This window comes from Candidatus Pelagibacter sp. RS39 (assembly GCF_002101315.1).
GTDB lineage: Bacteria > Pseudomonadota > Alphaproteobacteria > Pelagibacterales > Pelagibacteraceae > Pelagibacter.
Genome location: NZ_CP020777.1, coordinates 1,031,447 through 1,054,378, shown reverse-complemented (window position 1 = coordinate 1,054,378; position 22,932 = coordinate 1,031,447). Strand labels below are relative to the sequence as shown.

Here is a 22,932-nt window from a genome sequence, read left to right as displayed (position 1 = left end):
ATTGATTAATTTTCAATTTAGTTGATTATTTTTTTTCTTCAGGAGGTTTTTTGTCAGCAGGTTTTTTATCATCACCCTCTTTTTTATCTCCTTTATCACCCTCAGTAGCAGCTTTATCCCCATCGGCCGCTGCAGTAGTTGCACCCTCAGCTCCTTCTTCACCCTCTCCAGCTTCTGCTTCAGCAGGTTTTTCAGGTTCTTTCATAACCGTTGGAGCTGCTAATGTTGCTATTACGAAATCCCTTCCTTGAATTGTTGGAACAACTTCTGGATCTAATTTTACTGAAGAAATTTTGAAGCTTTCTCCAATATCAACACCATCTAGATCTATTGTTAAATTTTCAGGTATTTTTTCACTTGGACATTTTAATTCTACTTTTCTTCTTACAATATTCAAAACCCCACCTTTTTTAAGACCAGGCGACTTGTCGTGATTAATAAAATTTACAGGTACTTCTATCTTTATTTTTACACCTGGAAGTACTCTTAAAAAATCTACGTGAATTGGTTCATCGGTTATGATATGATATTTAATCTCTCTTGGTAATACATTTTGGTTACTTCCATCAACATTAAGAGTGATTATGCTTGAAAAGAAATTTTCTTTTTCAATCAAAGTTTTAAGTAATTTTTTTGAAATAGATATTTTTTGATTTTTATCTTTACCACCGTATATAATAGCTGGAACATTTCCACTATTTCTAATAGCGTTTAACTGTCCTTTGGTAGTATTGTCTCTAATGTTTGCTTCTATTGAACTCATAAAACAGAGCTTTTTAACTCATGTTTATAAATAATCAAGGAATTTATTTAAATAAATCTGATACAGATGTTGAATTTGAAATTCTCTTTATTGCTTCACCCATTAGACCTGATATTGGCAAAACCTCAATATTTTTGACATTTTTAGTTTTATGAACATTGTCTATTGTATCAGTTATTACTAAATTTTTAATTACTGAGTTTTTAATTTTTTTAATTGCATCTCCACTTAAAACTCCATGAGTAATATAAACGTACACATCTTTTGCCCCACGAGATTTCAAAGCTTTTGCTGCATTAACAATTGTACCCCCTGAATCAATTATATCATCAACTATAATACAGGTTTGACCTTTTACATCACCGATGACGTTCATAACTTGTGATTGTCCAGGTTTAGGTCTTCTTTTATCAACAATAGCTAGTCCTACATTTAAAAGTTTTCCAAGTGCTCTAGCTCTTTCAGTTCCTCCCACATCAGGTGCAACACAAATAATTTTTTTACTTTTAATTTTCTTTCTAGCGTGTCTTGCAAATATTGGAGTAGAAAATAAGTTATCAACAGGAATATCAAAGAAACCTTGAATTTGACCTGCATGCAAATCTACAGTTACCACTCTATCAGCACCAGCTTTAGTAATTAGATTTGAGACAAGCTTTGCAGATATCGAAGTTCTTGGAACAACTTTTCTATCTTGTCTTGCATATCCAAAATAAGGTATTACTGCCGTTATATTTTTTGCTGAGGACCTTTTTAGAGCATCAATGCATAACAATAATTCCATTAAATTATCGTTTGCTGGAGAAGAGATAGATTGAACAATAAAAATACTGTTTCCTCTTATATTTTCATTTATTTCAATATAAATTTCGCCATCAGCAAATTTTCTAATACTTGAATTTACAAGTTTTGTTTTTAAGTATTTAGCAATGTTTTTACTTAAAACTTTATTGCTGTTTCCAGTTAATAATTTCATTGAAAAACTCTAATTAATCATAATTAATGAAATATTTCTACCATAATCATCATGATTTAAACGCAAAGACCTTCTTGCACTAAAAAAATTATTTTTTTTGGGAAAAGTATCAATATTTATCGTATCTAAATTTGTAATTTTCATTAATTTGAGTTGTAATTTAACATATTTTGATAAATCAAAATAAATTAAGTTTTTTCTTTTTTTAAAAAAAACTTTATTTCTTTTGTCTTTTTTTAGGAATTTTTTTTTAAAATCTTCTTTTACGTTATAGCTTTTTTGGGCAATACAAGGACCTATAACAGCAATTATATTCTTATTTTCACAGCCCTTTTTAATCATGAAATTTATTACTTTTGAAATAATTCCTTTATATGCACCTTTCCATCCAGCATGAATAGCAGCTACCATCTTTTTTTTTTTATCATAAATTAATATTGGTACACAATCAGCTGTAAGAATTCCAATTGGCAATCTTGGAATGTCAGTAATTACTGCATCTGCTCTCTTTTTTTTTAGGTACTTAGAATATTTATTGATGAAAATAAATTTATTACTATGTATTTGATGCAGTAAAAAAATATTTTTTGAATTTTTACTAATTTTTTTTTTAACAATTCTCAAATTTTTAAAAACTTTTGTTTTGTAGTCATTAGAACCTGGTCCACAATTTAAACTTTTATAAATACCTGTCGAGCACCCACCTTTATTATTGAAAAAACCATGTTTGATTTCTTTTAATTTAGATAATTTTTTTGAAACTATCAATTAAACCCCAATTTATATTTATTATTTTTCTTTTTAATAAACATTACCTTAAATAAATTTCCCATTTCTTTATCATCTATTAGTCTTTTTAATCTATAATAAATATCTGCTTTTTTTGAAAAGTTTTGATTTTGCGAAATTATTTCAGCTCTATTTTTTATTCCTAATTTTACTAAAAAGCTCCCTTGAGTTGTTATTAAATCTTTTAAGCCACCCAATTGATCAATTATTTTTTTAAAAAGGTAAAAATTTATATTATGGGTAATATCTGATTTCCCAATATTTTCTAAAACATTGCTGTGTTTATGATTTGAAATTGATTTAAGAGTATTTTTCATCTTTTTTTCCATATACCCGTAATCTATTATTAGAAGACCACCGTTATTTTTTTTAATCATATCAGTGATTTTTTTTAAATAACTTACTCCAACTAATGAGTATTCAATAAATTTTTGATTTTTTGAAATATTGTAACCAATTTCTTTCTCAAATTTACTCATATTAAAACTTTTTTCATTAAAAAAGGCTTTTTTTTTATTTTTAAAAATTACATATCTTTCGAACCATATATCTCTTTTTTTTATAAATTGTTTTATTGCCATTGCGTCAAAAAATTCATTAGCAATAAAAATTGTTGGAAATTTTTTTATTTCTTTCAGATCGGTAATCCAAATTATTTTATCTTTGTCTAATTTATCTTTTTGAATTTTTTTTAATTTTAGACTCTTTTCATGAATTAAAAAATTGCATGAGTCAAAAAACATTGGAAACTTTTTAAAAGTTTCAAGTAAAATTTTCATCATTTCACCATTTCCTGCACCAAGTTCTACCAAATTAATTTTTTTTGGATTTCCTAAATTTTCCCAAAATCCTAAAATCCAAATAGCTATCATCTCAGAAAACATTCTGGAAATATTTGGTGCAGTTATAAAATCACCTTTTCGTCCGAAAGGACTTTTTTGCATATAGTATCCTTTTTTTTTATCATACAGAGCAAAATTGATAAATTTATCTAAAGAGATTTCAAAATTATTTTTGATGATCATATTTTTTTAAAGTCAAATAAGAACCAAATATAAAAAATACTAAACATAAAATTTGTCCCATACTCAAGCTAAACAAGACATAACCTAATTGTTCATCTGGAATTCTTAAAAATTCTATTAGAAATCTGAATGTAGAGTAAAATATTAAAAATATTCCAGATATGAAACCAGGATTTTTAGCTGATGATCTTTTATGAAAATATATCAATATAAAAAACAATAACAGACCCTCAAAAAAAGCTTCATAAAGTTGAGATGGATGACGATATATTTCATCAATTTTTTCAAATTTAACTCCCCATGGTAAGCCAGTTTCTTTCCCATAAAGCTCCGAATTAATAAAATTTGCAATACGCCCAAAAAAGATTCCTACAGGAGCAACTAAAGAGACAACATCAAGATAAATATATGAATTATGACTATGCTTTCTTGCAAACCATATGCTCATCACAATTACACCTAATAGTCCACCATGGAATGACATTCCCCCATTCCAAATTTTAAAAATTTCAACAGGGTTTACTAAATAGTAATCAAAATTATAAAAAATTATGTAACCTAATCTGCCACCAATTATAATACCCAAGATTACAAAAGTAATGTAATCGTCGAATTTTTCTTTTAAGCTATCGTCTTTTATAAAAATTCTTTTTGCTAAAACCCATCCAGCAAGGATTCCAAATATATACGATAAAGAATACCACCTAAACTCTAAAGAAAACAAACTAAATGCAACTGGGTCAAAATTATTAATGAACATTTTTAATTATAATAATAGAGTAAAGATATATTAACTTATTTAATAAATATATGAAAAATTCAAAATTCGTATTTGATAAATTTACTAAACTTTTAGAACAAGGATTAGTCTCATCTAGAGACTTAAAAAATGAGATAGTAAACATTTTAAAATCAAAAAGAGATGAAATTGTATTTAAAATGAAATTAACGAGTAAGGATGAGTTTGATATTCTTTCTAAAAGAGTCGAAAATTTGGAGAAAAAACTTGAAAAAAAAGAGGCTTTGAAAAAAAAGATTAAACGGGCAAAAAAATCTTAACCTCAAGTCCATTCAAATTAGATTTATTTAATTTTATATTACCCCCGTGAGAACGGACGATATCAGATGCTATTGATAGACCAAGACCCACACTAGATTTTGAATCTGCCCTTCCTTTATCTATTTTATAGAAAGGTTTAAACACATTGTCATATTCACTATTTGGTATTCCTGGACCGTCATCTTCAACTTTTATTACTAAGTTTGTTTTATTTTTTGTAAGTTCAACATTTATTTTGTTTCCGTATTTAATAGAATTTTCTATAAGATTATTCAGACATCTTTTAATTAAATTTTTTCGCCCATTTAAATAAACTCTTGGTGGTATTTCTTTCGTAATATTTTCGTTATTATATTTGATTATAATTTCATCCATTAAATCACTAAGATTAAAAAGTTCATCTTTTTCAACAAAAGAGGAGCTTGTAAATTGCAAATACTCATTAAGCATTTTTTCCATTTCATTTATATCCTCAGCTAACTTACCAGCTAAGGATTTATCTTTTATAAACTCAGTTTGTAATTTCATTCTCGTTAAAGGTGTTCTTAAATCATGACTAATCCCAGATAGCATCTCAGATCTTTGATTTAAATGTCTCATTATTCTTTTTCTCATTCTATCAAATTCATAACCTGCCTGACGTATCTCAGCTGCGCCTGAAGGCTTAAATTCGTCAACATTTTCGCCTCTCCCAAATTTTTCAGCAGCTTTGGCTAAAGCTGTAATTGGTCTTGTTTGATTTTTTAAAAATATTAGTGAAATAATGACAACAATAAATGCTGGAACTGTTATCCACAATCCAAACAATCTTGCAGATGTACTTGTTAGTCTATCTTTAGGAACAATAAATTTGAAATAACCATTTTGATATTTTATTCTTAGATCAACTAGCTCTTTATAGCTTGTTGTATCAAACCAAAATATTTCTAATGCAAACCTAGATTTTAATTCTCTCCTCAGTGTTCTATCTATTGGACTAAACCATCTTTCATTGTAAGAAAAATTAAAATTATCATCTTCAATAAATTCAATATTCAAATCTTGATATAATGAAAAAATATTTTTAATGTCGTCTTTTTCGTAATTGTCATTACTATAAACTTCAATAAAAGTTTGAATTTCACTAACTAATGCTCGTGTCATTCCTTTATTGGTTTTTATCCAAAGACTATCAAAAAAAACTATTGTAATTATTAATTGAATTAAAATCACTGGAATAGCAACTATCAATAAAGCTCTGTAGAATAATCTTTTTGGCAATAAATTTTTTACCAATTTATTCAATCCATAAAACATAGCCAGCTCCCCTTATAGTTTGAAGAAATTTAGGATTTTTTGGATCTATTTCAATTTTTTTTCTCAATCTTGTTATAATAACATCAATTGATCTTTCTTTGTCTAGGTCAATTAATTTTCCAATTTCTTCTCTCTCAAATACTTTTCCTGGATTGTTAATCATTTTTTCTAATATTTTTTTTTCAGTATTATTTATTTTGAATTCTGAATTACCATGAAATATTATTTGTTTATTCAAATCAATTTGAACGTTTTCAAATTTTATAATTTTTTTAAAATTATTTTTTTTTGTTTTATTAATTATATTTTTAATTCTTAGGTCCAGTTCTTTAGGTTCGAATGGTTTCGACAAATAATCATCTGCTCCCATCTCAAGCCCCTCTATTCTTTCATTTGGCTCACCTTTTGCAGTCAATAATATTACTGGAGTATTTACATTTTCTTTATGCTCTTTTAAAAAATCTAATCCACTTTTTCCAGGCATCATTATGTCTAAGATTATTAAATCAAATTTAATGATGCTTATTTTTTCTGATGCATTTTCTGCACTATCAGCTGTGGTAATTAAATATTTTTTCTCATTTAAATATTTTTTAACTAATGATCTTATACCTTCATCATCATCGACTACTAAAATATGAGCTTGAAAATTATCCATTTATTATTCTATTTAAAACTTCATCAAAATTAAGAACTTCCTGAGAGCTTGAATTTAGTAATGCGTTATAAATTCTTTTTTTTTGTATTTCAAAAATCTCTTTAAAAATTTTTTTTCCTTTTTCATTTAGAAAAATATGCTTAATTCTTGTATCATTATCATCTTTATTAAAAAAAATTATCTCAAGTTTAATTAAGTCTTTTAAAACTCTATTTAAACTTTGCTTTGATACTTTAAGTTTTCTCATAAGTTCTGAAATCGATATTCCCTCATACATAGATATTAAATGAATAGTTTTTTGATGGGCTAAACCAATATGATATTTATTGAGAATTTTTTTTGAGTCTGAAAAAGTTTCTCTATAACTGATAAATAATTTTTCAATTAAATGTTTTAATTGTTCATCTTTTAAATATAAAAGCTCTTTCATCACAGGTAAGTTATATTGACATATTATATATACATAGATATTTTTCAGTAATAATTTTATATTTCATACATGATACCTTACGATAAAAGATCTGGTAAAATATGGTACAATGACGAATTAGTAGATTGGTCAGATGTTAAAGTGCATGTTTTAAGTCATGGATTACATTATGCTAGCTGTGTTTTTGAAGGAGAAAGAGTTTATGATGGCTCAATCTTTAAACTAGAGGAGCATACTTCAAGATTTTTTTACTCAGCAAGGCGAATGGGATTCGAAATACCTTATTCTGAAGCGGAAATTAACGCTGCTTCAAATTCTATAATAAAAAATCAAAAAGTTGAAAATGGGTACGTGAGACCAGTAGCCTGGAGAGGAAGTGAAATGATGGCAATCTCTGCTCAACAAACAAAAATTCATGTTGCAATTGCGACCTGGGAATGGGGTTCGTATTTTGACCCAAAATTAAAAGTTGAGGGAATTAAATTGAATATTTCAAATTGGAGGAGGCCAGCTCCCAATACAATTCCATGGGATACAAAAGCTTCAGGTCTATATATGATATGTACACTTTCAAAACATGAAGCTGAAAAAAATGGTTATACAGACTCTTTAATGTTAGATCATGAAGGTAATATTGCTGAGGCAACTGGGGCAAATATTTTTTTCAAAGATAAGAATGGTGAGCTTCATACACCTGTTCCAGATTCTTTTCTGGACGGAATTACAAGAAGAACAGTAATTGAAATTGCAAAATCTAAAAATATCAAAGTTAATGAAAGAAAAATTAATCCTAAAGAATTACAGGATTTTGTTGGATGTTTTTTAACAGGGACTGCAGCAGAAGTGACTCCTGTGTCGTGTATTGCTGATAATGAATTTAAAGTTTGTGATTTAATAATTGGTTTAAACGAAAGTTATCAGCAACTAGTTAGAAAAAAGAAAGCAGCCTAATCTTTGCTATCCTCTGAAATTGCGTGATCAATTCCCTTTCGCATATATTCATAACCAGTGAAAAGAGTTAAAGCAGCCGAAAGCCATAGGAGAATCATGCCAATAGTTTGGGCATTATAGTCTTGAAAATTAATAATTTTATTTCCAGTTTCACCTGACAACAAAAGAGCTATAGAAACCATTTGTAATATAGTTTTCAATTTTGCTAAATTTGAAACTGGTAATTTAATTTTTCCTTTAGCTAAAAATTCTCTTAATCCTGAAATCAATATTTCTCGAGTTAAGATAATGATCGCAGCTATTACTTCATAATTTCTAATAGTGCCATCCATTACCAAAAGTATAAGAGCAGTTGCAACAATAATCTTATCTGCTATTGGATCTAGTAATTCCCCAAGCTTTGACTCTTCCCCAAGAAATCTGGCTAACATTCCATCTAAAAAATCTGTGAAAGATGCAACTATAAATAAAATTAAAGCTGTTAAATCCCCGTAAAATCCAGGCAAGTAAAAAGACAATACAAAAAAAGGAACAATTAATATCCTTCCAATAGTCAAAATATTTGGTATTTTTTTAAGCATATTTTTTTTTATTCATGAAAAAAGTTATATATCTTTTTTGCAACTTTTGCCTCAACACCCTCAACTGATTTTATCTCATCAAGACTAGCAGACTCAACAGCCCGTGCTGAACCAAAATGATTTAATAAAGCTCTTTTTCTAATAGAACCAATACCTTCAATCTGATCTAACAATGACTTGCTTATTCCTTTTTTTCTTTTAGCTCTATGAGCACTAATAGCAAATCTATGAGATTCATCTCTTATTCTTTGTAGAAAGAAAAGAGTGGGGTCATTTTTTTCAAATTTAAACTCTTTGCCATTATGAAAAAAGGTTTCATTTCCACTATTTCTTAACTTCCCCTTAGCCATCGCTATAATTGGTAAATCATGAAGTCCTAGTTCATTTAAAGTTTCTCTAGCGACCGAGTACTGACCTTTTCCACCATCAACGAGCACTAAGTCAGGAAAAGTGAGGTAATTATCTTTTTCTTGGATAGCTCTCTTGAATCTTCTATTTAACACTTCTCGCATCATCCCATAGTCATCTTGTTCATTTTGTTTAAGTTTGATATTAAATTTTCTGTATCTCTTTTTAATAAATCCCTCATCGCCATAAGCAATTAAAGCTCCGACACTATTTGTTCCCTGAATATGACTATTGTCATAAACCTCTATAAGATTAATACTTGTCTCAAGATTAAATTTGCTTGCTACTGAATCAAATAGTTCTTTATTATTTTGACTCTCATAAAGCTTTCTATTTAAACTATCTTTGGCATTTTTAATTGCTTGATGAATAACTTTTAACTTTGAGCCTTTTTTGGCAACTGAAATGTTAATTTGCTTTTCCTCTTTTTGAGAAAGAGTTTTCTCGACTAAAATTTTTTCCTTTATTTCTTCTGATAGTATTATTGATGAGGGTACACTTTTGTTTTCATAAAATTGAGAAACAAATGAGTTTAATATATCACTAAGTTTTTCATCAGGATCGTGTTTTGGAAAAAAAGCTTGATTTCCCCAGTTTTGCTTTGATCGATAAAAAAAAACTTGAATACATGTTTTTCCAGACTCTTTATACCCAGCAATTACGTCTGCCTCAATTAAATTTGCTTCATTAATTCTTTGAGACGATTGAATAATATTTAAAGATTTTATTCGATCTCTTAAGATTACTGCTTTTTCAAAATCTAAATTTTCACTTGCTTTTTCCATTAGTTCTGAAAGATTTTTTTGTATCTTTCTTGATTTTCCAGAAACAAATTCTATTGCGTCATCCACAGTTTTTTTATATTCATCTTTTTCTATATAACCTACACATGGACCTGAGCATCTTTTAATTTGATATAAAATACATGGACGTTGTCTATTTTTAAAAACAGTATCATCGCAAACTCTTAAGTGAAAAATTTTTTGTATCATCTTTATAGTCCAATTAGCTGAACCAGCTGATGCAAATGGTCCAAAATAAAATCCTTCTTTTGTTTTCTTCCCTCTGTGTCTTTTAATTTGTGGCCATTGATCTTTATTTCCAATAAAAATGAATGGAAAAGATTTATCATCTCTTAGAAGGATATTAAATTTTGGTTTATATTTTTTGATTAAATTAGCTTCAAGTAATAATGCTTCGCTCTCATTTGAAGTAGTTGTTATCTCAAGCTTTCTTGTTTGAGACAACATTCTTTCAGTCCTTATTATATGATTTTTCTCCACAACATAGCTTTTAAGTCTGTTAGGTAAATTTTTTGCTTTTCCAACATAAAGGATATCACCTTTTTCGTTAAGCATTCTGTAAACACCTGGCAGTTTAGGAATTAAAGGTAGTTCTTTTTTTATTACTTCTTTTCCGGTTTCAGAACTTATCATGACTTCTTTTTTTGGTAATTTGAATACCAACTGATGAACATTCTTTTAAAATCTCCATTTTCTCAATTTTAAGCATTATTTTTGCAATCCTTTTATCTTTGAATAATTCATCAAAAACAGATTCTGCTAAAGTTTCTAGGAAATTGTAATGCTTTTTTTTAACCAGTTTTGTAATAAGTTTTACAATTGTACTATAATTTACAATAGATTTAATGTCCTTATCATTTGAAGGCTTTTTATCTTGATAATCAATTTCAAGACTAAATTTTACTTTTTGAGGTTTTTCTTTTTCAAAATCATAATAACCTAGTTTTAAATCCAAAATAAGTTCATTAATAAGTATTTTTTTTTCATAATTAAATAGATTTTTAGACTTATCAATCTTTACAATTTTAAGATTATTTTTTTTCATTCTTTCCCTTTTATTATGTCTGGTGTTTGCCAGTTTAAACTTTGACCACTATCTATAGCTATAACCTGTCCGGTAATAGATCTGTTTTTTAAAAAAAAGTCAACTGCGTTACAAATCTCAATTACATCAACTTGTTTTTTAAGCGGAGTCGCTAAATACTGACTTTTAAAGTGTTTTTCTGATTGTCTTTTATTTTTAATTGTTGGTCCAGGAGCTATACCATTAACCCTTATGTTTGGTGATAAGCTCATCGCACTAGTTTTGGTCAAAGTATATAAACCGGTTTTGCTTAAGGTATATGAAAAAAAATATGGAGTTAGTTTAAATACTCTTTGGTCAACGATATTTATTATATTGTTATTTTTCCCTCGAATATTTTTTGAAAATTCTTTTGATAAAAGAGCAGGGGCTTTTAAGTTTGTTGAAATATGTTTTTCCCAGCTTTTTGAGGTAAAATTATTCAATTTATCATTTTCAAACAATGAAGCATTATTTACTAAACAGTCAAAAAATTTCATTTTTGACTTTGAGAATTTTATTATTTTATAAATATCCCTCTCTTTACTTAAATCACCACTTACTAAATAAATTTTTGTTCCAAATTTTTCTAATCTATTTTTTAAGATTTCAGCTTTTGACTTTGATTTATTATAATGAATCGTAATTTCTACGTTAGGACCAGATAATTTCTCAGCTATTGCAGCACCAACTCTAGTAGCACCACCAGTAATGATTATTTTCCGTGCTTCCATTTTTTATCTCTTTTTTTAGTTACCTTTGTTCCAGGCATACCCATTGTTGATCTTCCTTTTGGATAAAGTTTATTTTTAACATCATACTGTCTTATTTTAGGATTTAACGTTATTTCTAATTCTGTGCTTTCCAATTTTCTTATTTCATCTCTTATTTTTGCCGCCTCTTCAAATTCAAGGTTTGAAGCAGCTTCCTTCATCTTCTTATCGAGAGCCTTGAGGTGTTTTTTTAAGTTACCACCAACGTTAGATCCCTCACTTATTTTTACATAGTCTTTTTCATAGACACTTTCTAAAATATCACTGATTTCTTTTTTCACTGACTTAGCATCTATTTTATGTTTTTTATTATAATCGAGCTGGATTTTTCTTCTTCTCTCAGTTTCTTTAATTGCTTTTTTAATACTCTTTGTCTCTTTATCAGCATATAAAATCACCTTACCCTCTACATTTCTTGCTGCCCTTCCAATAGTTTGGATCAAGGAAGTTTCAGATCTTAAAAAACCTTCTTTGTCAGCATCTAAAATGCCAACTAATGCGCATTCAGGTATATCTAAACCTTCTCTTAAAAGATTTATTCCAACTAAAACGTCAAACACTCCCATTCTTAAATCTCTCATTATTTCAATTCTCTCTAAGGTATCTATATCTGAATGCAGGTATCTAACTTTAATGCCATTTTCATGAAGATATTCTGTAAGATCTTCAGCCATTTTTTTTGTAAGTGTAGTTACTAATACTCTATGATTATTTTCTATAACTTTTTTACATTCATGCATTAAGTCATCAACTTGATTTTTAGCTGGTCTGATTTCCACTGGGGGATCAATTAATCCCGTAGGTCTGATAACTTGATCAATAAATTTACCTTTAGTTTGCTCTAATTCCCAAGGTCCTGGTGTCGCTGAAACAAATACAGTTTGTGTTCGCATTAGATCCCATTCCTCAAATTTTAGTGGTCTATTATCCATACAAGACGGAAGTCTAAATCCATATTCAGCCAAAGTACTTTTCCTTGATCTATCACCTTTGTACATTCCATTAAGCTGAGGAACAGTGACATGACATTCATCTACAAAGATTAATGTATTATCAGGAAAATATTCAAAAAGAGTAGGCGGTGGCTCTCCTGGTTTTCTTCCAGACAAAAATCTTGAATAATTTTCAATTCCTGCACATGAACCAGTTGCCTCAATCATTTCAAGATCAAATTTAGTTCTTTCCTCTAATCTTTGTGCCTCTAGTAATTTATTTTCTGCTTTATGTTTTTTAAGAGTAATTTCTAATTCTTTTCTTATATTCAAAATTGCCTGTTCTATAGTTGGTTTAGGAGTTATGTAATGACTATTTGCGTAAACTTTTACCAAGTTTAATTCTCTTACTTGGTCACCTGTTAGTGGATCAAATTCCTCGATTTTTTCTAGTTTATCACCAAATAAGCTTAATCGCCATGCTCTATCTTCTAAATGAGATGGAAAGATTTCTAAATATTCGCCACGAGCTCTGAAAGTACCTCTATAAAAATTTTGGTCATTTCTTTTGTATTGTAACGCAACTAAAGATTTAATTATTTGTTCTCTGTTATAATCATAGTTTTTTTGGAGTGTTAGGGTCATTTTGCTATAAGCCTCAACAGAGCCTAAACCATAAATACACGATACACTGGCTACAATTAAAACATCATCTCTTTCCAAAAGAGATCTTGTTGCCGAATGTCTCATCCTGTCTATTTGTTCATTAATTGATGCCTCTTTTTCTATGTATGTGTCCGATCTAGGTACATAAGCTTCAGGGGTATAGTAATCATAATAAGATACAAAATATTCAACAGCATTATCAGGAAAGAATGTCTTCATCTCTCCATAAAGTTGAGCTGCGAGAGTTTTGTTTGGAGCAAGAATTAAGGCTGGTCTATTTGTGGCTTCTATTACTTTTGCCATTGTAAAAGTTTTTCCAGACCCAGTCACACCAAGTAATACTTGATTAAATTCCTCTTTATTTGCACCATTAACTAATTTTTTTATGGCCTCTGGTTGATCACCTGCTGGTTTAAAATCGGATTTGATTTTAAATTTTTTACCACCTTCAAGTTTTCCACTGATTTTTGGGTTTTTACTCTGAATATCTGTAATTAAATCTTGATATGTATTTTCCATATATTAAAGAACGTAGTAGAATTAATTTATATTTCAATGAGCATAATATCAGCCAGTTTAAAAAGAATTAAGCCATCACCAACTATTGCTGTTACTCAGAAAGCTAGAGAATTAAGAGCAGCTGGAAAAGATGTAATAGGTTTAGGAGCAGGAGAGCCAGATTTCGACACACCAGAAAATATAAAAAAAGCTGCAATCAAAGCTATTAAAAGGGGTGACACAAAATATACTGCCGTTGATGGCACACCAGAGCTTAAAAAAGCTATTATCAAGAAATTTAAGAGAGAAAATAAACTAAACTACTCTATGGAACAAATAACTGTTGGTACAGGAGGAAAACAAGTTCTTTATAATGCTTTTATGGCTACTCTTAATAAAGGTGATGAAGTAATTATACCAGCACCTTTTTGGGTATCATATCCAGATATGGTTTTGTTAGCTGGAGGAAAACCAAAAATAATTAAATGCACTGAGCAGGAAGGTTTTAAACTTACTCCAAAAAAGTTAAAAAAAGTAATAACTAAAAAAACTAAATGGATTATTTTGAATTCCCCATCTAATCCAACAGGAGCAGGGTATTCAAAAAAAGAGATTTATGATTTAGCTAAAATTTTAATAAGAAATAAAAAAATTTTTATTTTAAGTGACGATATTTATGAACATGTTAGGTATGATAATTTTAATTTTTTTACAATTGCTCAAGTTTCTAAATTAAAAGATAGGACTCTTACAATGAATGGAGTAAGTAAATCATATGCTATGACGGGATGGAGAATAGGCTATGCTGCTGGTCCAAAGGAAATAATAAAAGCTATTAGAAAAATTCAATCACAGTCAACTTCAAATCCGTCTTCAATAAGTCAAGCAGCAGCTGTTGAGGCATTAAATGGAAAACAAGGATTTATAAAAACAAGAGCTAAAGCGTTTAAAGATAGAAGAAACTTTGTTGTTAAAAGCCTTAATAGTATAAAAGGTATAAGTTGTTTAACTCCAAATGGAGCATTTTACGTATTTCCAAGCTGTAAAAGGCTATTAAATAAAAAAACAAAACTTAAAACTGATACTGATTTTGTTCAAAGATTACTTGAAAAACAAAATGTTGCCGTTGTTCAAGGTTCTGCTTTTGGCTTAGATGGTTATTTTAGAATTTCTTATGCTACATCGATGAAAAATTTAAAAAAAGCAATGCTAAGAATTAAATCTTTCTGTGAAGCCTTAAACAAATAATTATTTTTGATTTAAAACCTTTTTTGCTGGAATTGTTTTTTTAATCCAGTTATTTGGAATAGAATTTGAACCTTTTAAAGCTGCAAAGTATGCTCCAGTAAAATTTGCTCTAGAACAATTGCACCCACCAGCTTTTATCGTTTTTAAAATAGCATCTTTATAATTTTTTGAATTGATGATTGTATATATTGAGCTATTAAAAGTTCCTGGATAGCTACAAGCCATACCCAATTTCTTTATGGTGGCTGGATTAAACTTTGATTTAAATTTTCTTATTTTTTTAATGTCATCAACAATTTTCTTAAAAAAAGGATTTCTGTTGAATTTTTTAATGAATTCTTTGATTGGGTCTTTAGCTCCCTTTAATGCAAAATCTATTAAATAAAATTTTGCTAGAGCATATTTAAAACTTATTTTTGAAACTGTTACAATTTTGAAAATTTTTTCTAAACTTTTAAAATCAAAGCCATAGAGAAAATATGGAAGAGTAGCACAAAAACCATCTGACTCATTTACTTTTATACCACCAGAAATCCTCTTTTTTAATTTAATGTTTTTTACCGTCTCAATAATATTTTGATGTATCCATGGCCCCTTAATCATACCGCGCCAGTCTTTGACTTTTTTATATTTAGATCTCAGTTTCAAATTTTTCCAATATTTACTTCCAGGGCCAAAGTCTTTAAGAATATTTTTTTTGAAACGTTTCTCTATATTTTCGTGTCCCTCCAGTAGTGTATTAAACATCACTTGACCAATTTCATTGTAACCAGAGACTTTTCCAGTTTTTATATTGTAGAAAGGACTTCTGTTTTTTTTTAAGAAAGAAAAGTCTTTTTTTCCATTAATATAAATACTTAATTTTTTTTGATTATATACCCAATGTAACGGCCTGGCTGCTGCATCTGCAACTGTGGCACCTAAGAATACATGGAGATTATTTTTCACTTCAATGAGATAAAAACTTTTCAGCCTCTAGTGCCGCCATACATCCCATACCAGCAGCAGTTACCGCTTGCCTAAATGTTTTATCCTTAACATCTCCGGCTGCATAAACACCTGGCACATTAGTTTCTGTTGAATCTGGTTTTGTTATTAAATAACCCTCATTATCCATGCTAAGTTGATCTTTAAATAATTTAGTTGCAGGGTCATGACCAATAGCAATGAAGACACCATCTAATTTTATTTCATCAATCTTATTTGTTTTTACATTTTTGACTTTTATTCCTTTTACATTTTTTGGATCTTTATCTCCAATTACATCCTCAACGACTGTATCCCAAATGATTTCAATTTTTTTATTTTCCATGAGTTTTTTTTGAAGCATTTTTTCAGCTCTCAAACTATCTCTTCTGTGAATTAATTTTACTTTTGAAGCAAATTTTGTAAGAAACATTGCTTCTTCAACAGCCGCATTACCTCCACCTACAACAGCAACTTCTTTATCTTTAAAGAAAAAACCATCACATGTTGCACACGCTGATACACCAAATCCCCTAAACTCTTGTTCGGATTTAATATTTAACCATCTAGCTTGGGCACCTGTGGAAATTATTATACTATCAGCAGTATATTTTTGACCAGTGTCACCTACAGCCTCAAAAGGTGTTGTTTTTAAATTTACTGAACTAATATGATCTTCAATCATTTCTGTACCAACTGTTTTTGCTTGCTCTTTCATTTGATCCATAAGCCATGGACCCTGAATTACATCAGCAAATCCAGGAAAGTTTTCAACATCTGTTGTTGTAGTTAGTTGGCCTCCTGGCTCTGATCCGTAAACTAAAATCGGATTTAACATTGCTCTTGCCGCATAAACTGCAGCAGTGTATCCAGCAGGACCAGACCCAATTATTAACACTTTTGTGTGTTTAGTTGGATTTTGACTCATATGAAAGCTATATAGTGATAAATGACTAAATTAAAAGGTTTATTATTGACCGAGGGAATGCATGGCATGATTAGTCAAGTTGAGGGGCTTGCTAAAGCTCTCAATCTTGAATTTATACACGAAAAAATTGAACTAAATAATTTTTGGAAAATGATTCCTCCAAAACTGACACCAGTAAAAGATTTTGTTTTCAAAAATGATATATCAAAAAAATTTAATGTAGTAATTTCATGTGGAAGAAAAAGTGTAGTTCCATCAATCTTTTTAAAAAAAAAATTTGGAAGTAAAATAATGAACATCCATATTCAGGATCCAAAAGTATCATTAAATAATTTTGATTTTGTTATTGCACCAGAGCATGATGGTCTTCAGGGTATAAATGTTCTAAAAACCAAAGGAGCAATTCATTATCTCACTGAAAAAGAGTTAGACGAAAATATTGATTATCTAAAACCTCGAATTAAAAAAGAAAAAGTAATAACGTTTATTGCCGGTGGCCCAAATAAGTATTATGATTTTAATGATAAAATAATTGATAAAATTTTTGTTAAAACTAAAAAAAATTTTATCAATCAAGGTTATCAACTAATTTTTATACCCTCAATGAGAACACCACAAAGAATTATTGATAAAGCCCAAAATTTTTTTGATGATAACCAAATTATAATTCAAGATATTGATAAGAAAGCTTATTTGTCATCACTTAAACTAGCTAATCATATAATTGTAACTTGTGACTCTACATCTATGATATCTGAAGCAGCTATGTCAGGAAGACCAATATATGTGGCTCAAATGCCAGCTATTAAAAAAAATATTCGCTTCAAAAAATTTTTTGAGCTTTTTAAATCCCTAGATATTATTAAAAACTTAGAGGACAGAGTGGAAGAATGGAATTATAAAAAACTTAATGAAACTCATAGAATATCGGGATATATAGAGAAACAATTTAAAGATTATGACTTTTCTTAATTCTATATTGAAAAACTCAAAAAAGTATGAATTCCCATTTAATCACTGGGAATATAATAATGCTTTAAGCGAAGACGCTATTAAAGAAATAGAAGGTGCGGATATTCCTGATGTAAGTAAACATAATCTTAATTACGATGGCACAAGAGCAATAGATGGCGGTGCCGCCGAATTTAGAGAAGGCATAGCTTCAGGTGGTAAGGCAATAAAATTTAGATGTTTTGTTACAAAAGAAAATGCTTCCCAATTTCCAAATTTAGTAAAATTTATTAATGAACTTCAATCTAAAGAGACATGCGAAACTATCTCCAAAATGATTAATAAAGATTTATCAGGCTCATATGTCAGACTTGAAGTTATATGTGATCGTGAAGGTTTTTGGCTAAAGCCACATTGTGACATTAAAGAAAAATTAATGTCAGGACTTATTTTTATAAATAATGCAAATGAATCAGAGGAATTGGGAACTGATTTTTATAATGAAAAATTAGAAAAAGTTAAAACAGTTCCCTACAAGCATAATTATGGTTATTTATTTACAAGTGGTCCAAATACATGGCACGGTATGGAAAAGAAAAAAATTGTTAAAGAAAGAAGATGTATTCAAGTCAACTATGTTACATTTGAAACTGATTGGAAAGTTGATTAAATATTTTGAAGAGACGTGACCTCCAATTTTTTCGTTTTAAGTGATTTAATACCCTCAATACATGCAAGTGCTGTTGACATATTCGTGCAGTAGGGCACTTTATTTTTAAGAGTTGCTCTTCTTAAAGCAATAGCATCGTTTAATCTGTGTTCTGTGTTGCCACCACCAGTATTAATTACTAAAGCTATTTTTTTGGAGTCAAGCACATCAACGATATGAGGTGATCCACTGCTTACTTTATTAATAATTTTACAACTCATGCCATGTTTTTGAATATATTCAGCAGTTCCTTTTGTGGCACACAAACGGAACTTTAGTTTTAAAAGTTCTTTTGCAAGTGCTATTCCCTCATCTTTATGAGAGTCTTTTAATGATAAAAAAGCTAGACCTCTTGTAGGTAACGAATTAGAGGATGCTATCTGGCTTTTTGCGTATGCCATCCCAAAATTTTTGTCGAATCCCATCACTTCTCCAGTTGATTTCATTTCTGGACCTAATAATAAATCACTATTAGGAAATTTATTAAACGGAAAAACAGCCTCTTTTACAGCAAACATTCCTTTAGATTTATCTTTTAAATTAAATTTTGAAAGTTTCTCACCGGCCATAACTCTCGAAGCTATCTTTGCCAACGGTATTCCTTTAGCTTTTGAGACAAAGGGCACAGTCCGACTAGCTCTTGGGTTTACTTCAATAACAAAAATTTCATCTTTCTTTATTGCATATTGAACATTCATGAAACCTTTTACTTGAAGTGCTATAGCTAAATTTTTTGTTTGCTTTTCAATTTCTTTTATTAAAAAAGGTTTTATGGAAACAGGTGGTAAGCTGCAAGCAGAGTCGCCAGAATGAATTCCTGCTTCCTCAATATGTTGCATTATTCCAGCTACATGCACTTCTTTACCATCAGATATAGCATCAACATCAACCTCCATCGCATGATCAATAAATTTATCTATAAGAATTGGATTTTTTTCTGCAGCTTTAAAAGCTTCCTCGACAAAATTTTTAAGCTGACTTTTTTCATAAACAATTTCCATCGCCCTTCCTCCAAGAACATAAGAGGGTCTTACCATTAAGGGTAAACCTATTTTTTCAGATATCTTAATTGCTTGTTGAAAATTTTTTGCAATTCCACTTTCAGCTTGATTCAAATTTAATTTTTCTAAAAGTTTTCTAAATCTATCTCTATCTTCTGCTAGATCTATGGATGAGTATTGAGTTCCTAAAATTGGAAGATTATTATCATGTAAAAATTTGGCTAATTTAATTGGAGTTTGACCACCAAATTGCGTAATGATACCGACTAAATTCCCTTTATCTTTCTCTCTCTTTATAATATTGAAAACATATTCTTCTTTTAAAGGCTCAAAATATAATCTATCACTGGTGTCATAATCTGTTGAAACAGTCTCAGGATTACAATTAACCATTATAGTCTCAAAACCAACAGCTTTTAACGCAAAACTTGCTTGACAACAGCAATAATCAAATTCTATTCCTTGTCCTATTCTATTAGGCCCTCCACCTAATATTATAATTTTTTTCTTAACAGACGGGTCAGCTTCACACTCTGAATTTATTGAGAAATTTCTTTGATATGTTGAGTACATGTATGGCGTAAAGGATTTGAATTCTGCAGCACAAGTATCAACTTTTTTAAACACTGGCAAAATTTTAAGTGCAGTTCTTTTTTTTCTCACAATATCCTCAGATAAATTTGACAGCTCAGAAAGTTTTTTATCTGAAAATCCTATCGATTTTATTTGGTTAAAATCATCAAAATTTTTAGGTAATCCATTATTTTTGATTCTAATTTCATTTTCTATTATTTCTTTAATTTGGTTTAAAAACCACGGATCAATTTTTGATAAATTATAAATTTTTTTAAGCTTGATTTTTTTCCTCATCGCTTCAGCAACAAGTAAGATTTTATTTGGAATATTTTCTTTCAGTTTTTTTTCAATTTGTTTTTTATTAAGATTAAATATTCTGTCTAATCCTGAGAAACCAGTCTCAAGAGAAACCAATGCTTTTTGAAGTGACTCTTTAAAGTTTCTTCCAATTGCCATTGCTTCCCCTACTGATTTCATTGATGTTCCTAGAATTGCCGGAGAAGTTGAAAATTTTTCAAAAGTAAATCTTGGAATTTTGGTTACTACATAATCTATACTTGGTTCAAATGATGCTGGAGTAACTTTGGTAATCTCATTTTTTAATTCATCCAACGTGTATCCAACCGCAAGTTTTGCAGCAACTTTAGCAATGGGAAATCCAGTTGCTTTTGATGCAAGGGCTGATGATCTTGATACTCTAGGGTTCATCTCAATTATTACCATTCGCCCATTTTTGGGATTTATTGCAAATTGAACATTTGAACCACCTGTCTCAACTCCAATTTTTCTCAAACACGCAATAGAAGCATTACGCATTACTTGATATTCTTTGTCAGTTAATGTCAATGCAGGAGCAACTGTAACCGAGTCCCCCGTGTGTATTCCCATTGGATCTACATTTTCTATTGAACAAATAATTATACAATTATCTTTTTTATCCCTTACAACCTCCATTTCAAATTCTTTCCAACCTTCTAAACACTCTTCCACAAGCACTTGGCTCACTGGAGACTCATACAACCCATTTTTGATAATTTTTACGTAATCTTTTTTACTTTTTGCTATTCCTCCTCCTAAACCTCCAAGCGTAAAAGCTGGCCTTATTATTGCTGGCAAACCAATTTTATTCAAAACTTTTGATGCTTGATTAATATTGCTTACGATCTCTGATTTTGGGAGATCTAAACCAATATCAATCATGTTTTTTCTAAATTTTTTCCTATCTTCTGCATTGGATATAGCTTTTGAATTTGCGCCAATTAATTCAATTTTATATTTCTTTAAAATCCCTTTTTTTTCTGCTTCCATTGCAAGGTTAAGAGCAGTCTGGCCACCCATTGTTGGGAGAATTGCATCTGGTTTTTCTTTTTTGAGAATCTTTTCTAAAACATCTAAAGTAATAGGCTCAATGTAGGTTTTATCAGCAACATCCGGATCTGTCATAATTGTTGCTGGATTTGAGTTAATTAATACAACTTTATAACCTTCATCTTTCAATGCCTTACAAGCTTGGGTTCCTGAATAATCAAATTCACAAGCTTGACCAATAATAATTGGTCCAGCACCTACAACTAAAATTTTTTTAAGATCTTTTCTTTTTGGCATTTTTTTTCATGTTGTTAATAAATTCCTGGAATAAATAGACACTGTCTTGTGGTCCTGGGTTTGATTCTGGGTGATATTGAACTGAGAATACAGGATTATTCTTTAATCTTATTCCCTCGATACTATTATCGAACAATGATTTATGAGTAATCTGAATATTTTTTGGTAAGTTTTCTCTTACAACTTCAAAACCATGATTTTGGCTAGTGATTTCGACATTTTCACTAATTAAATTTTTAACTGGGTGATTTGCTCCTCTATGACCTAATTTCATTTTTTTTGTTTTACCACCCAATGCAAGTGCGAGTATCTGATGACCAAGGCAGATACCAAATAATGGTATTTTTTTTTTAATAAGATTTTGAATTATCTGAATTGCGTATTTTCCTGTTGCAGCTGGATCTCCAGGTCCATTAGATAAGAAAACACCATTAGGTTTAAGAGATAAAATTTTTTCTGCAGATGTTTTGCAAGAAACTACAGTAACTTTACATTTAAAATCAGAAAAATATCTCAAAATATTTTTTTTTATTCCATAATCTATGGCCACCACATGAAATGAATTTTGATTATTTTTTCTATAGCCATGTTCTTTTCTCCAAGTTTTTAGTCCTTTCCAAACATAATCTTTTTGCGTGGTAACTTTTTCTGCTAGATCTAAATTTTTTAGACCACTCCATTTAATCGTAGAATTAATAAGTTTGTTAATATGAAATTTACTTTTATTTGAGTAAGCTATGGTTCCTTTTGGAGCACCTTTGTCTCTTATAAAATTCGTTAAACTTCTTGTATCAAGTCCAGTAATTCCAACTATCTTATTTTTTTTTAACCAAGTATCTAAATGTTGAAATGATCTATAATTTGATGGCGATGTAATCTCAGAATTAAAAATAACTCCTTTAGTCCAAATTCTATCAGATTCGAAATCTTCTTTATTTGTTCCTACATTTCCAATGTGAGGAAAGGTAAAGTTTATTATTTGTCCAGCATAAGATGGATCTGATATTATTTCTTGGTATCCAGTTAATGAGGTATTAAAGCAAACCTCACCAGTCGCCTCTCCCTGGTATCCAATTCCAATACCTCTAAAAATCTTTTTGTTTTCTAAGACTAAAATACCTGTATTTTTTTGATAATTTTTTAAGTGAGCTTTTTTTACTTTTTTGGTCAATTACAACTCATAAGTTAAAGGTTAATACAATAATTGATTTATTATCGCAACAGAGATGTATTATAAAATTGTAAAAAAACAATTTTTCTTTTGAAGAATTTTTTC

General features: G+C 29.4%; 22 protein-coding genes. 5 read left to right on the top strand and 17 right to left on the bottom strand.

Annotation, left to right across the window (positions count from 1 at the left end):
- Positions 1–25 precede the first annotated feature (25 nt).
- The 5 genes from B5L73_RS05635 to lgt are packed head-to-tail and all read right to left on the bottom strand — an operon-like array spanning position 26 to position 4,313.
- The gene (locus B5L73_RS05635; RefSeq protein ID WP_085149083.1) at positions 26–763 is read right to left on the bottom strand and encodes a 50S ribosomal protein L25/general stress protein Ctc; all 738 of its coding nucleotides are present in this window, start codon (positions 761–763) and stop codon (positions 26–28) included.
- Positions 764–806: 43 nt separating this feature from the next.
- Complete coding sequence (locus tag B5L73_RS05630) at positions 807–1,739, bottom strand: ribose-phosphate pyrophosphokinase (RefSeq protein WP_085149080.1); 933 nt, start codon at positions 1,737–1,739, stop codon at positions 807–809.
- A gap of 9 nt (positions 1,740–1,748) precedes the next feature.
- The gene (gene pgeF / locus B5L73_RS05625; protein WP_085149075.1) at positions 1,749–2,507 is read right to left on the bottom strand and encodes a peptidoglycan editing factor PgeF; all 759 of its coding nucleotides are present in this window, start codon (positions 2,505–2,507) and stop codon (positions 1,749–1,751) included.
- Positions 2,504–3,553: an SAM-dependent methyltransferase gene (locus tag B5L73_RS05620; RefSeq protein ID WP_085149072.1), complete on the bottom strand. Its 1,050-nt coding sequence runs from the start codon at positions 3,551–3,553 to the stop codon at positions 2,504–2,506. The genes pgeF and B5L73_RS05620 overlap by 4 nt, the downstream gene beginning before the upstream one ends.
- Positions 3,537–4,313, bottom strand: a complete 777-nt coding sequence (lgt, locus tag B5L73_RS05615) for a prolipoprotein diacylglyceryl transferase (protein ID WP_085149069.1) — start codon at positions 4,311–4,313, stop codon at positions 3,537–3,539. Before lgt ends, B5L73_RS05620 begins: the two co-directional genes overlap by 17 nt.
- Before the next feature lie 50 nt (positions 4,314–4,363).
- On the opposite strand from lgt, the gene B5L73_RS05610 reads away from it, so the two are divergent.
- Positions 4,364–4,612, top strand: coding sequence for a hypothetical protein (locus tag B5L73_RS05610; RefSeq protein WP_085149066.1), 249 nt, complete (start codon positions 4,364–4,366; stop codon positions 4,610–4,612).
- On the opposite strand, the gene B5L73_RS05605 is transcribed toward B5L73_RS05610, so the two are convergent.
- The 3 genes from B5L73_RS05605 to B5L73_RS05595 are packed head-to-tail and all read right to left on the bottom strand — an operon-like array spanning position 4,590 to position 6,997.
- A complete protein-coding gene (locus tag B5L73_RS05605) occupies positions 4,590–5,909 on the bottom strand; it encodes an ATP-binding protein (RefSeq protein WP_085149064.1) in 1,320 nt (439 codons plus the stop codon). The genes B5L73_RS05610 and B5L73_RS05605 overlap by 23 nt on opposite strands.
- Complete coding sequence (locus tag B5L73_RS05600; protein ID WP_085149061.1) at positions 5,890–6,567, bottom strand: response regulator transcription factor; 678 nt, start codon at positions 6,565–6,567, stop codon at positions 5,890–5,892. The genes B5L73_RS05605 and B5L73_RS05600 overlap by 20 nt, the downstream gene beginning before the upstream one ends.
- A complete protein-coding gene (locus B5L73_RS05595; protein ID WP_085149058.1) occupies positions 6,560–6,997 on the bottom strand; it encodes a MarR family winged helix-turn-helix transcriptional regulator in 438 nt (145 codons plus the stop codon). The genes B5L73_RS05600 and B5L73_RS05595 overlap by 8 nt, the downstream gene beginning before the upstream one ends.
- Before the next feature lie 69 nt (positions 6,998–7,066).
- Here B5L73_RS05595 and B5L73_RS05590 point away from each other — a divergent pair, with 69 nt between their 5' ends.
- Positions 7,067–7,948, top strand: a complete 882-nt coding sequence (locus tag B5L73_RS05590; protein ID WP_085149055.1) for a branched-chain amino acid aminotransferase — start codon at positions 7,067–7,069, stop codon at positions 7,946–7,948.
- Here the strand turns inward: B5L73_RS05590 and pgsA are convergent.
- From pgsA to uvrB, 5 genes are read right to left on the bottom strand one after another with little or no spacing between them, the layout of a single operon-like run.
- Positions 7,945–8,529, bottom strand: a complete 585-nt coding sequence (gene pgsA / locus B5L73_RS05585; protein ID WP_085149052.1) for a CDP-diacylglycerol--glycerol-3-phosphate 3-phosphatidyltransferase — start codon at positions 8,527–8,529, stop codon at positions 7,945–7,947. The two genes, B5L73_RS05590 and pgsA, sit on opposite strands and share 4 nt — an antisense overlap.
- A gap of 8 nt (positions 8,530–8,537) precedes the next feature.
- Positions 8,538–10,373: an excinuclease ABC subunit UvrC gene (uvrC, locus tag B5L73_RS05580; RefSeq protein ID WP_085149049.1), complete on the bottom strand. Its 1,836-nt coding sequence runs from the start codon at positions 10,371–10,373 to the stop codon at positions 8,538–8,540.
- Positions 10,360–10,785, bottom strand: coding sequence for a dihydroneopterin aldolase (locus B5L73_RS05575; protein WP_085149047.1), 426 nt, complete (start codon positions 10,783–10,785; stop codon positions 10,360–10,362). Before B5L73_RS05575 ends, uvrC begins: the two co-directional genes overlap by 14 nt.
- A complete protein-coding gene (locus B5L73_RS05570) occupies positions 10,782–11,537 on the bottom strand; it encodes an SDR family oxidoreductase (RefSeq protein ID WP_085149042.1) in 756 nt (251 codons plus the stop codon). The genes B5L73_RS05575 and B5L73_RS05570 overlap by 4 nt, the downstream gene beginning before the upstream one ends.
- Entirely contained in the window at positions 11,519–13,693 is a 2,175-nt protein-coding gene (uvrB, locus tag B5L73_RS05565; protein ID WP_085149039.1) for an excinuclease ABC subunit UvrB, read from the bottom strand. The genes B5L73_RS05570 and uvrB overlap by 19 nt, the downstream gene beginning before the upstream one ends.
- A gap of 36 nt (positions 13,694–13,729) precedes the next feature.
- On the opposite strand from uvrB, the gene B5L73_RS05560 reads away from it, so the two are divergent.
- Positions 13,730–14,920 carry a pyridoxal phosphate-dependent aminotransferase gene (locus B5L73_RS05560; RefSeq protein WP_085149036.1) on the top strand — a complete coding sequence of 397 codons (1,191 nt, stop codon included), beginning with the start codon at positions 13,730–13,732 and terminating at the stop codon, positions 14,918–14,920.
- Here B5L73_RS05560 and B5L73_RS05555 read toward each other — a convergent pair whose 3' ends face one another.
- Entirely contained in the window at positions 14,921–15,868 is a 948-nt protein-coding gene (locus B5L73_RS05555; RefSeq protein WP_085149033.1) for an ADP-ribosylglycohydrolase family protein, read from the bottom strand.
- A 1-nt stretch (position 15,869) separates the two neighbouring features.
- Complete coding sequence (gene trxB / locus B5L73_RS05550; protein ID WP_085149030.1) at positions 15,870–16,814, bottom strand: thioredoxin-disulfide reductase; 945 nt, start codon at positions 16,812–16,814, stop codon at positions 15,870–15,872.
- A 21-nt stretch (positions 16,815–16,835) separates the two neighbouring features.
- Here trxB and B5L73_RS05545 point away from each other — a divergent pair, with 21 nt between their 5' ends.
- The gene (locus tag B5L73_RS05545) at positions 16,836–17,786 is read left to right on the top strand and encodes a mitochondrial fission ELM1 family protein (RefSeq protein WP_085149027.1); all 951 of its coding nucleotides are present in this window, start codon (positions 16,836–16,838) and stop codon (positions 17,784–17,786) included.
- On the top strand, positions 17,773–18,435 hold the full coding sequence (locus tag B5L73_RS05540; RefSeq protein WP_085149024.1) for a hypothetical protein: 663 nt from the start codon (positions 17,773–17,775) through the stop codon (positions 18,433–18,435). Before B5L73_RS05545 ends, B5L73_RS05540 begins: the two co-directional genes overlap by 14 nt.
- Here the strand turns inward: B5L73_RS05540 and carB are convergent.
- On the bottom strand, positions 18,432–21,656 hold the full coding sequence (gene carB, locus B5L73_RS05535; protein ID WP_085149021.1) for a carbamoyl-phosphate synthase large subunit: 3,225 nt from the start codon (positions 21,654–21,656) through the stop codon (positions 18,432–18,434). The genes B5L73_RS05540 and carB overlap by 4 nt on opposite strands.
- Positions 21,634–22,827 (bottom strand): glutamine-hydrolyzing carbamoyl-phosphate synthase small subunit, encoded by a 1,194-nt coding sequence (carA, locus tag B5L73_RS05530; RefSeq protein ID WP_085149018.1) that lies wholly within the window; start codon positions 22,825–22,827, stop codon positions 21,634–21,636. The genes carB and carA overlap by 23 nt, the downstream gene beginning before the upstream one ends.
- Between the last annotated feature and the right edge of the window lie 105 nt (positions 22,828–22,932).

Excerpts from the sequence above, each read along its gene's own strand:
- B5L73_RS05635 (WP_085149083.1), bottom strand. The coding sequence starts at position 763 with ATGAGTTCAATAGAAGCAAACATTAGAGACAATACTACCAAAGGACAG.
- B5L73_RS05630 (WP_085149080.1), bottom strand. The coding sequence starts at position 1,739 with ATGAAATTATTAACTGGAAACAGCAATAAAGTTTTAAGTAAAAACATT.
- B5L73_RS05620 (WP_085149072.1), bottom strand. The coding sequence starts at position 3,553 with ATGATCATCAAAAATAATTTTGAAATCTCTTTAGATAAATTTATCAAT.
- lgt (WP_085149069.1), bottom strand. The coding sequence starts at position 4,313 with ATGTTCATTAATAATTTTGACCCAGTTGCATTTAGTTTGTTTTCTTTA.
- B5L73_RS05610 (WP_085149066.1), top strand. The coding sequence starts at position 4,364 with ATGAAAAATTCAAAATTCGTATTTGATAAATTTACTAAACTTTTAGAA.
- B5L73_RS05605 (WP_085149064.1), bottom strand. The coding sequence starts at position 5,909 with ATGTTTTATGGATTGAATAAATTGGTAAAAAATTTATTGCCAAAAAGA.
- B5L73_RS05600 (WP_085149061.1), bottom strand. The coding sequence starts at position 6,567 with ATGGATAATTTTCAAGCTCATATTTTAGTAGTCGATGATGATGAAGGT.
- B5L73_RS05595 (WP_085149058.1), bottom strand. The coding sequence starts at position 6,997 with ATGAAAGAGCTTTTATATTTAAAAGATGAACAATTAAAACATTTAATT.
- B5L73_RS05590 (WP_085149055.1), top strand. The coding sequence starts at position 7,067 with ATGATACCTTACGATAAAAGATCTGGTAAAATATGGTACAATGACGAA.
- pgsA (WP_085149052.1), bottom strand. The coding sequence starts at position 8,529 with ATGCTTAAAAAAATACCAAATATTTTGACTATTGGAAGGATATTAATT.
- uvrC (WP_085149049.1), bottom strand. The coding sequence starts at position 10,373 with ATGATAAGTTCTGAAACCGGAAAAGAAGTAATAAAAAAAGAACTACCT.
- B5L73_RS05575 (WP_085149047.1), bottom strand. The coding sequence starts at position 10,785 with ATGAAAAAAAATAATCTTAAAATTGTAAAGATTGATAAGTCTAAAAAT.
- B5L73_RS05570 (WP_085149042.1), bottom strand. The coding sequence starts at position 11,537 with ATGGAAGCACGGAAAATAATCATTACTGGTGGTGCTACTAGAGTTGGT.
- uvrB (WP_085149039.1), bottom strand. The coding sequence starts at position 13,693 with ATGGAAAATACATATCAAGATTTAATTACAGATATTCAGAGTAAAAAC.
- B5L73_RS05560 (WP_085149036.1), top strand. The coding sequence starts at position 13,730 with ATGAGCATAATATCAGCCAGTTTAAAAAGAATTAAGCCATCACCAACT.
- trxB (WP_085149030.1), bottom strand. The coding sequence starts at position 16,814 with ATGAGTCAAAATCCAACTAAACACACAAAAGTGTTAATAATTGGGTCT.
- B5L73_RS05545 (WP_085149027.1), top strand. The coding sequence starts at position 16,836 with ATGACTAAATTAAAAGGTTTATTATTGACCGAGGGAATGCATGGCATG.
- B5L73_RS05540 (WP_085149024.1), top strand. The coding sequence starts at position 17,773 with ATGACTTTTCTTAATTCTATATTGAAAAACTCAAAAAAGTATGAATTC.
- carB (WP_085149021.1), bottom strand. The coding sequence starts at position 21,656 with ATGCCAAAAAGAAAAGATCTTAAAAAAATTTTAGTTGTAGGTGCTGGA.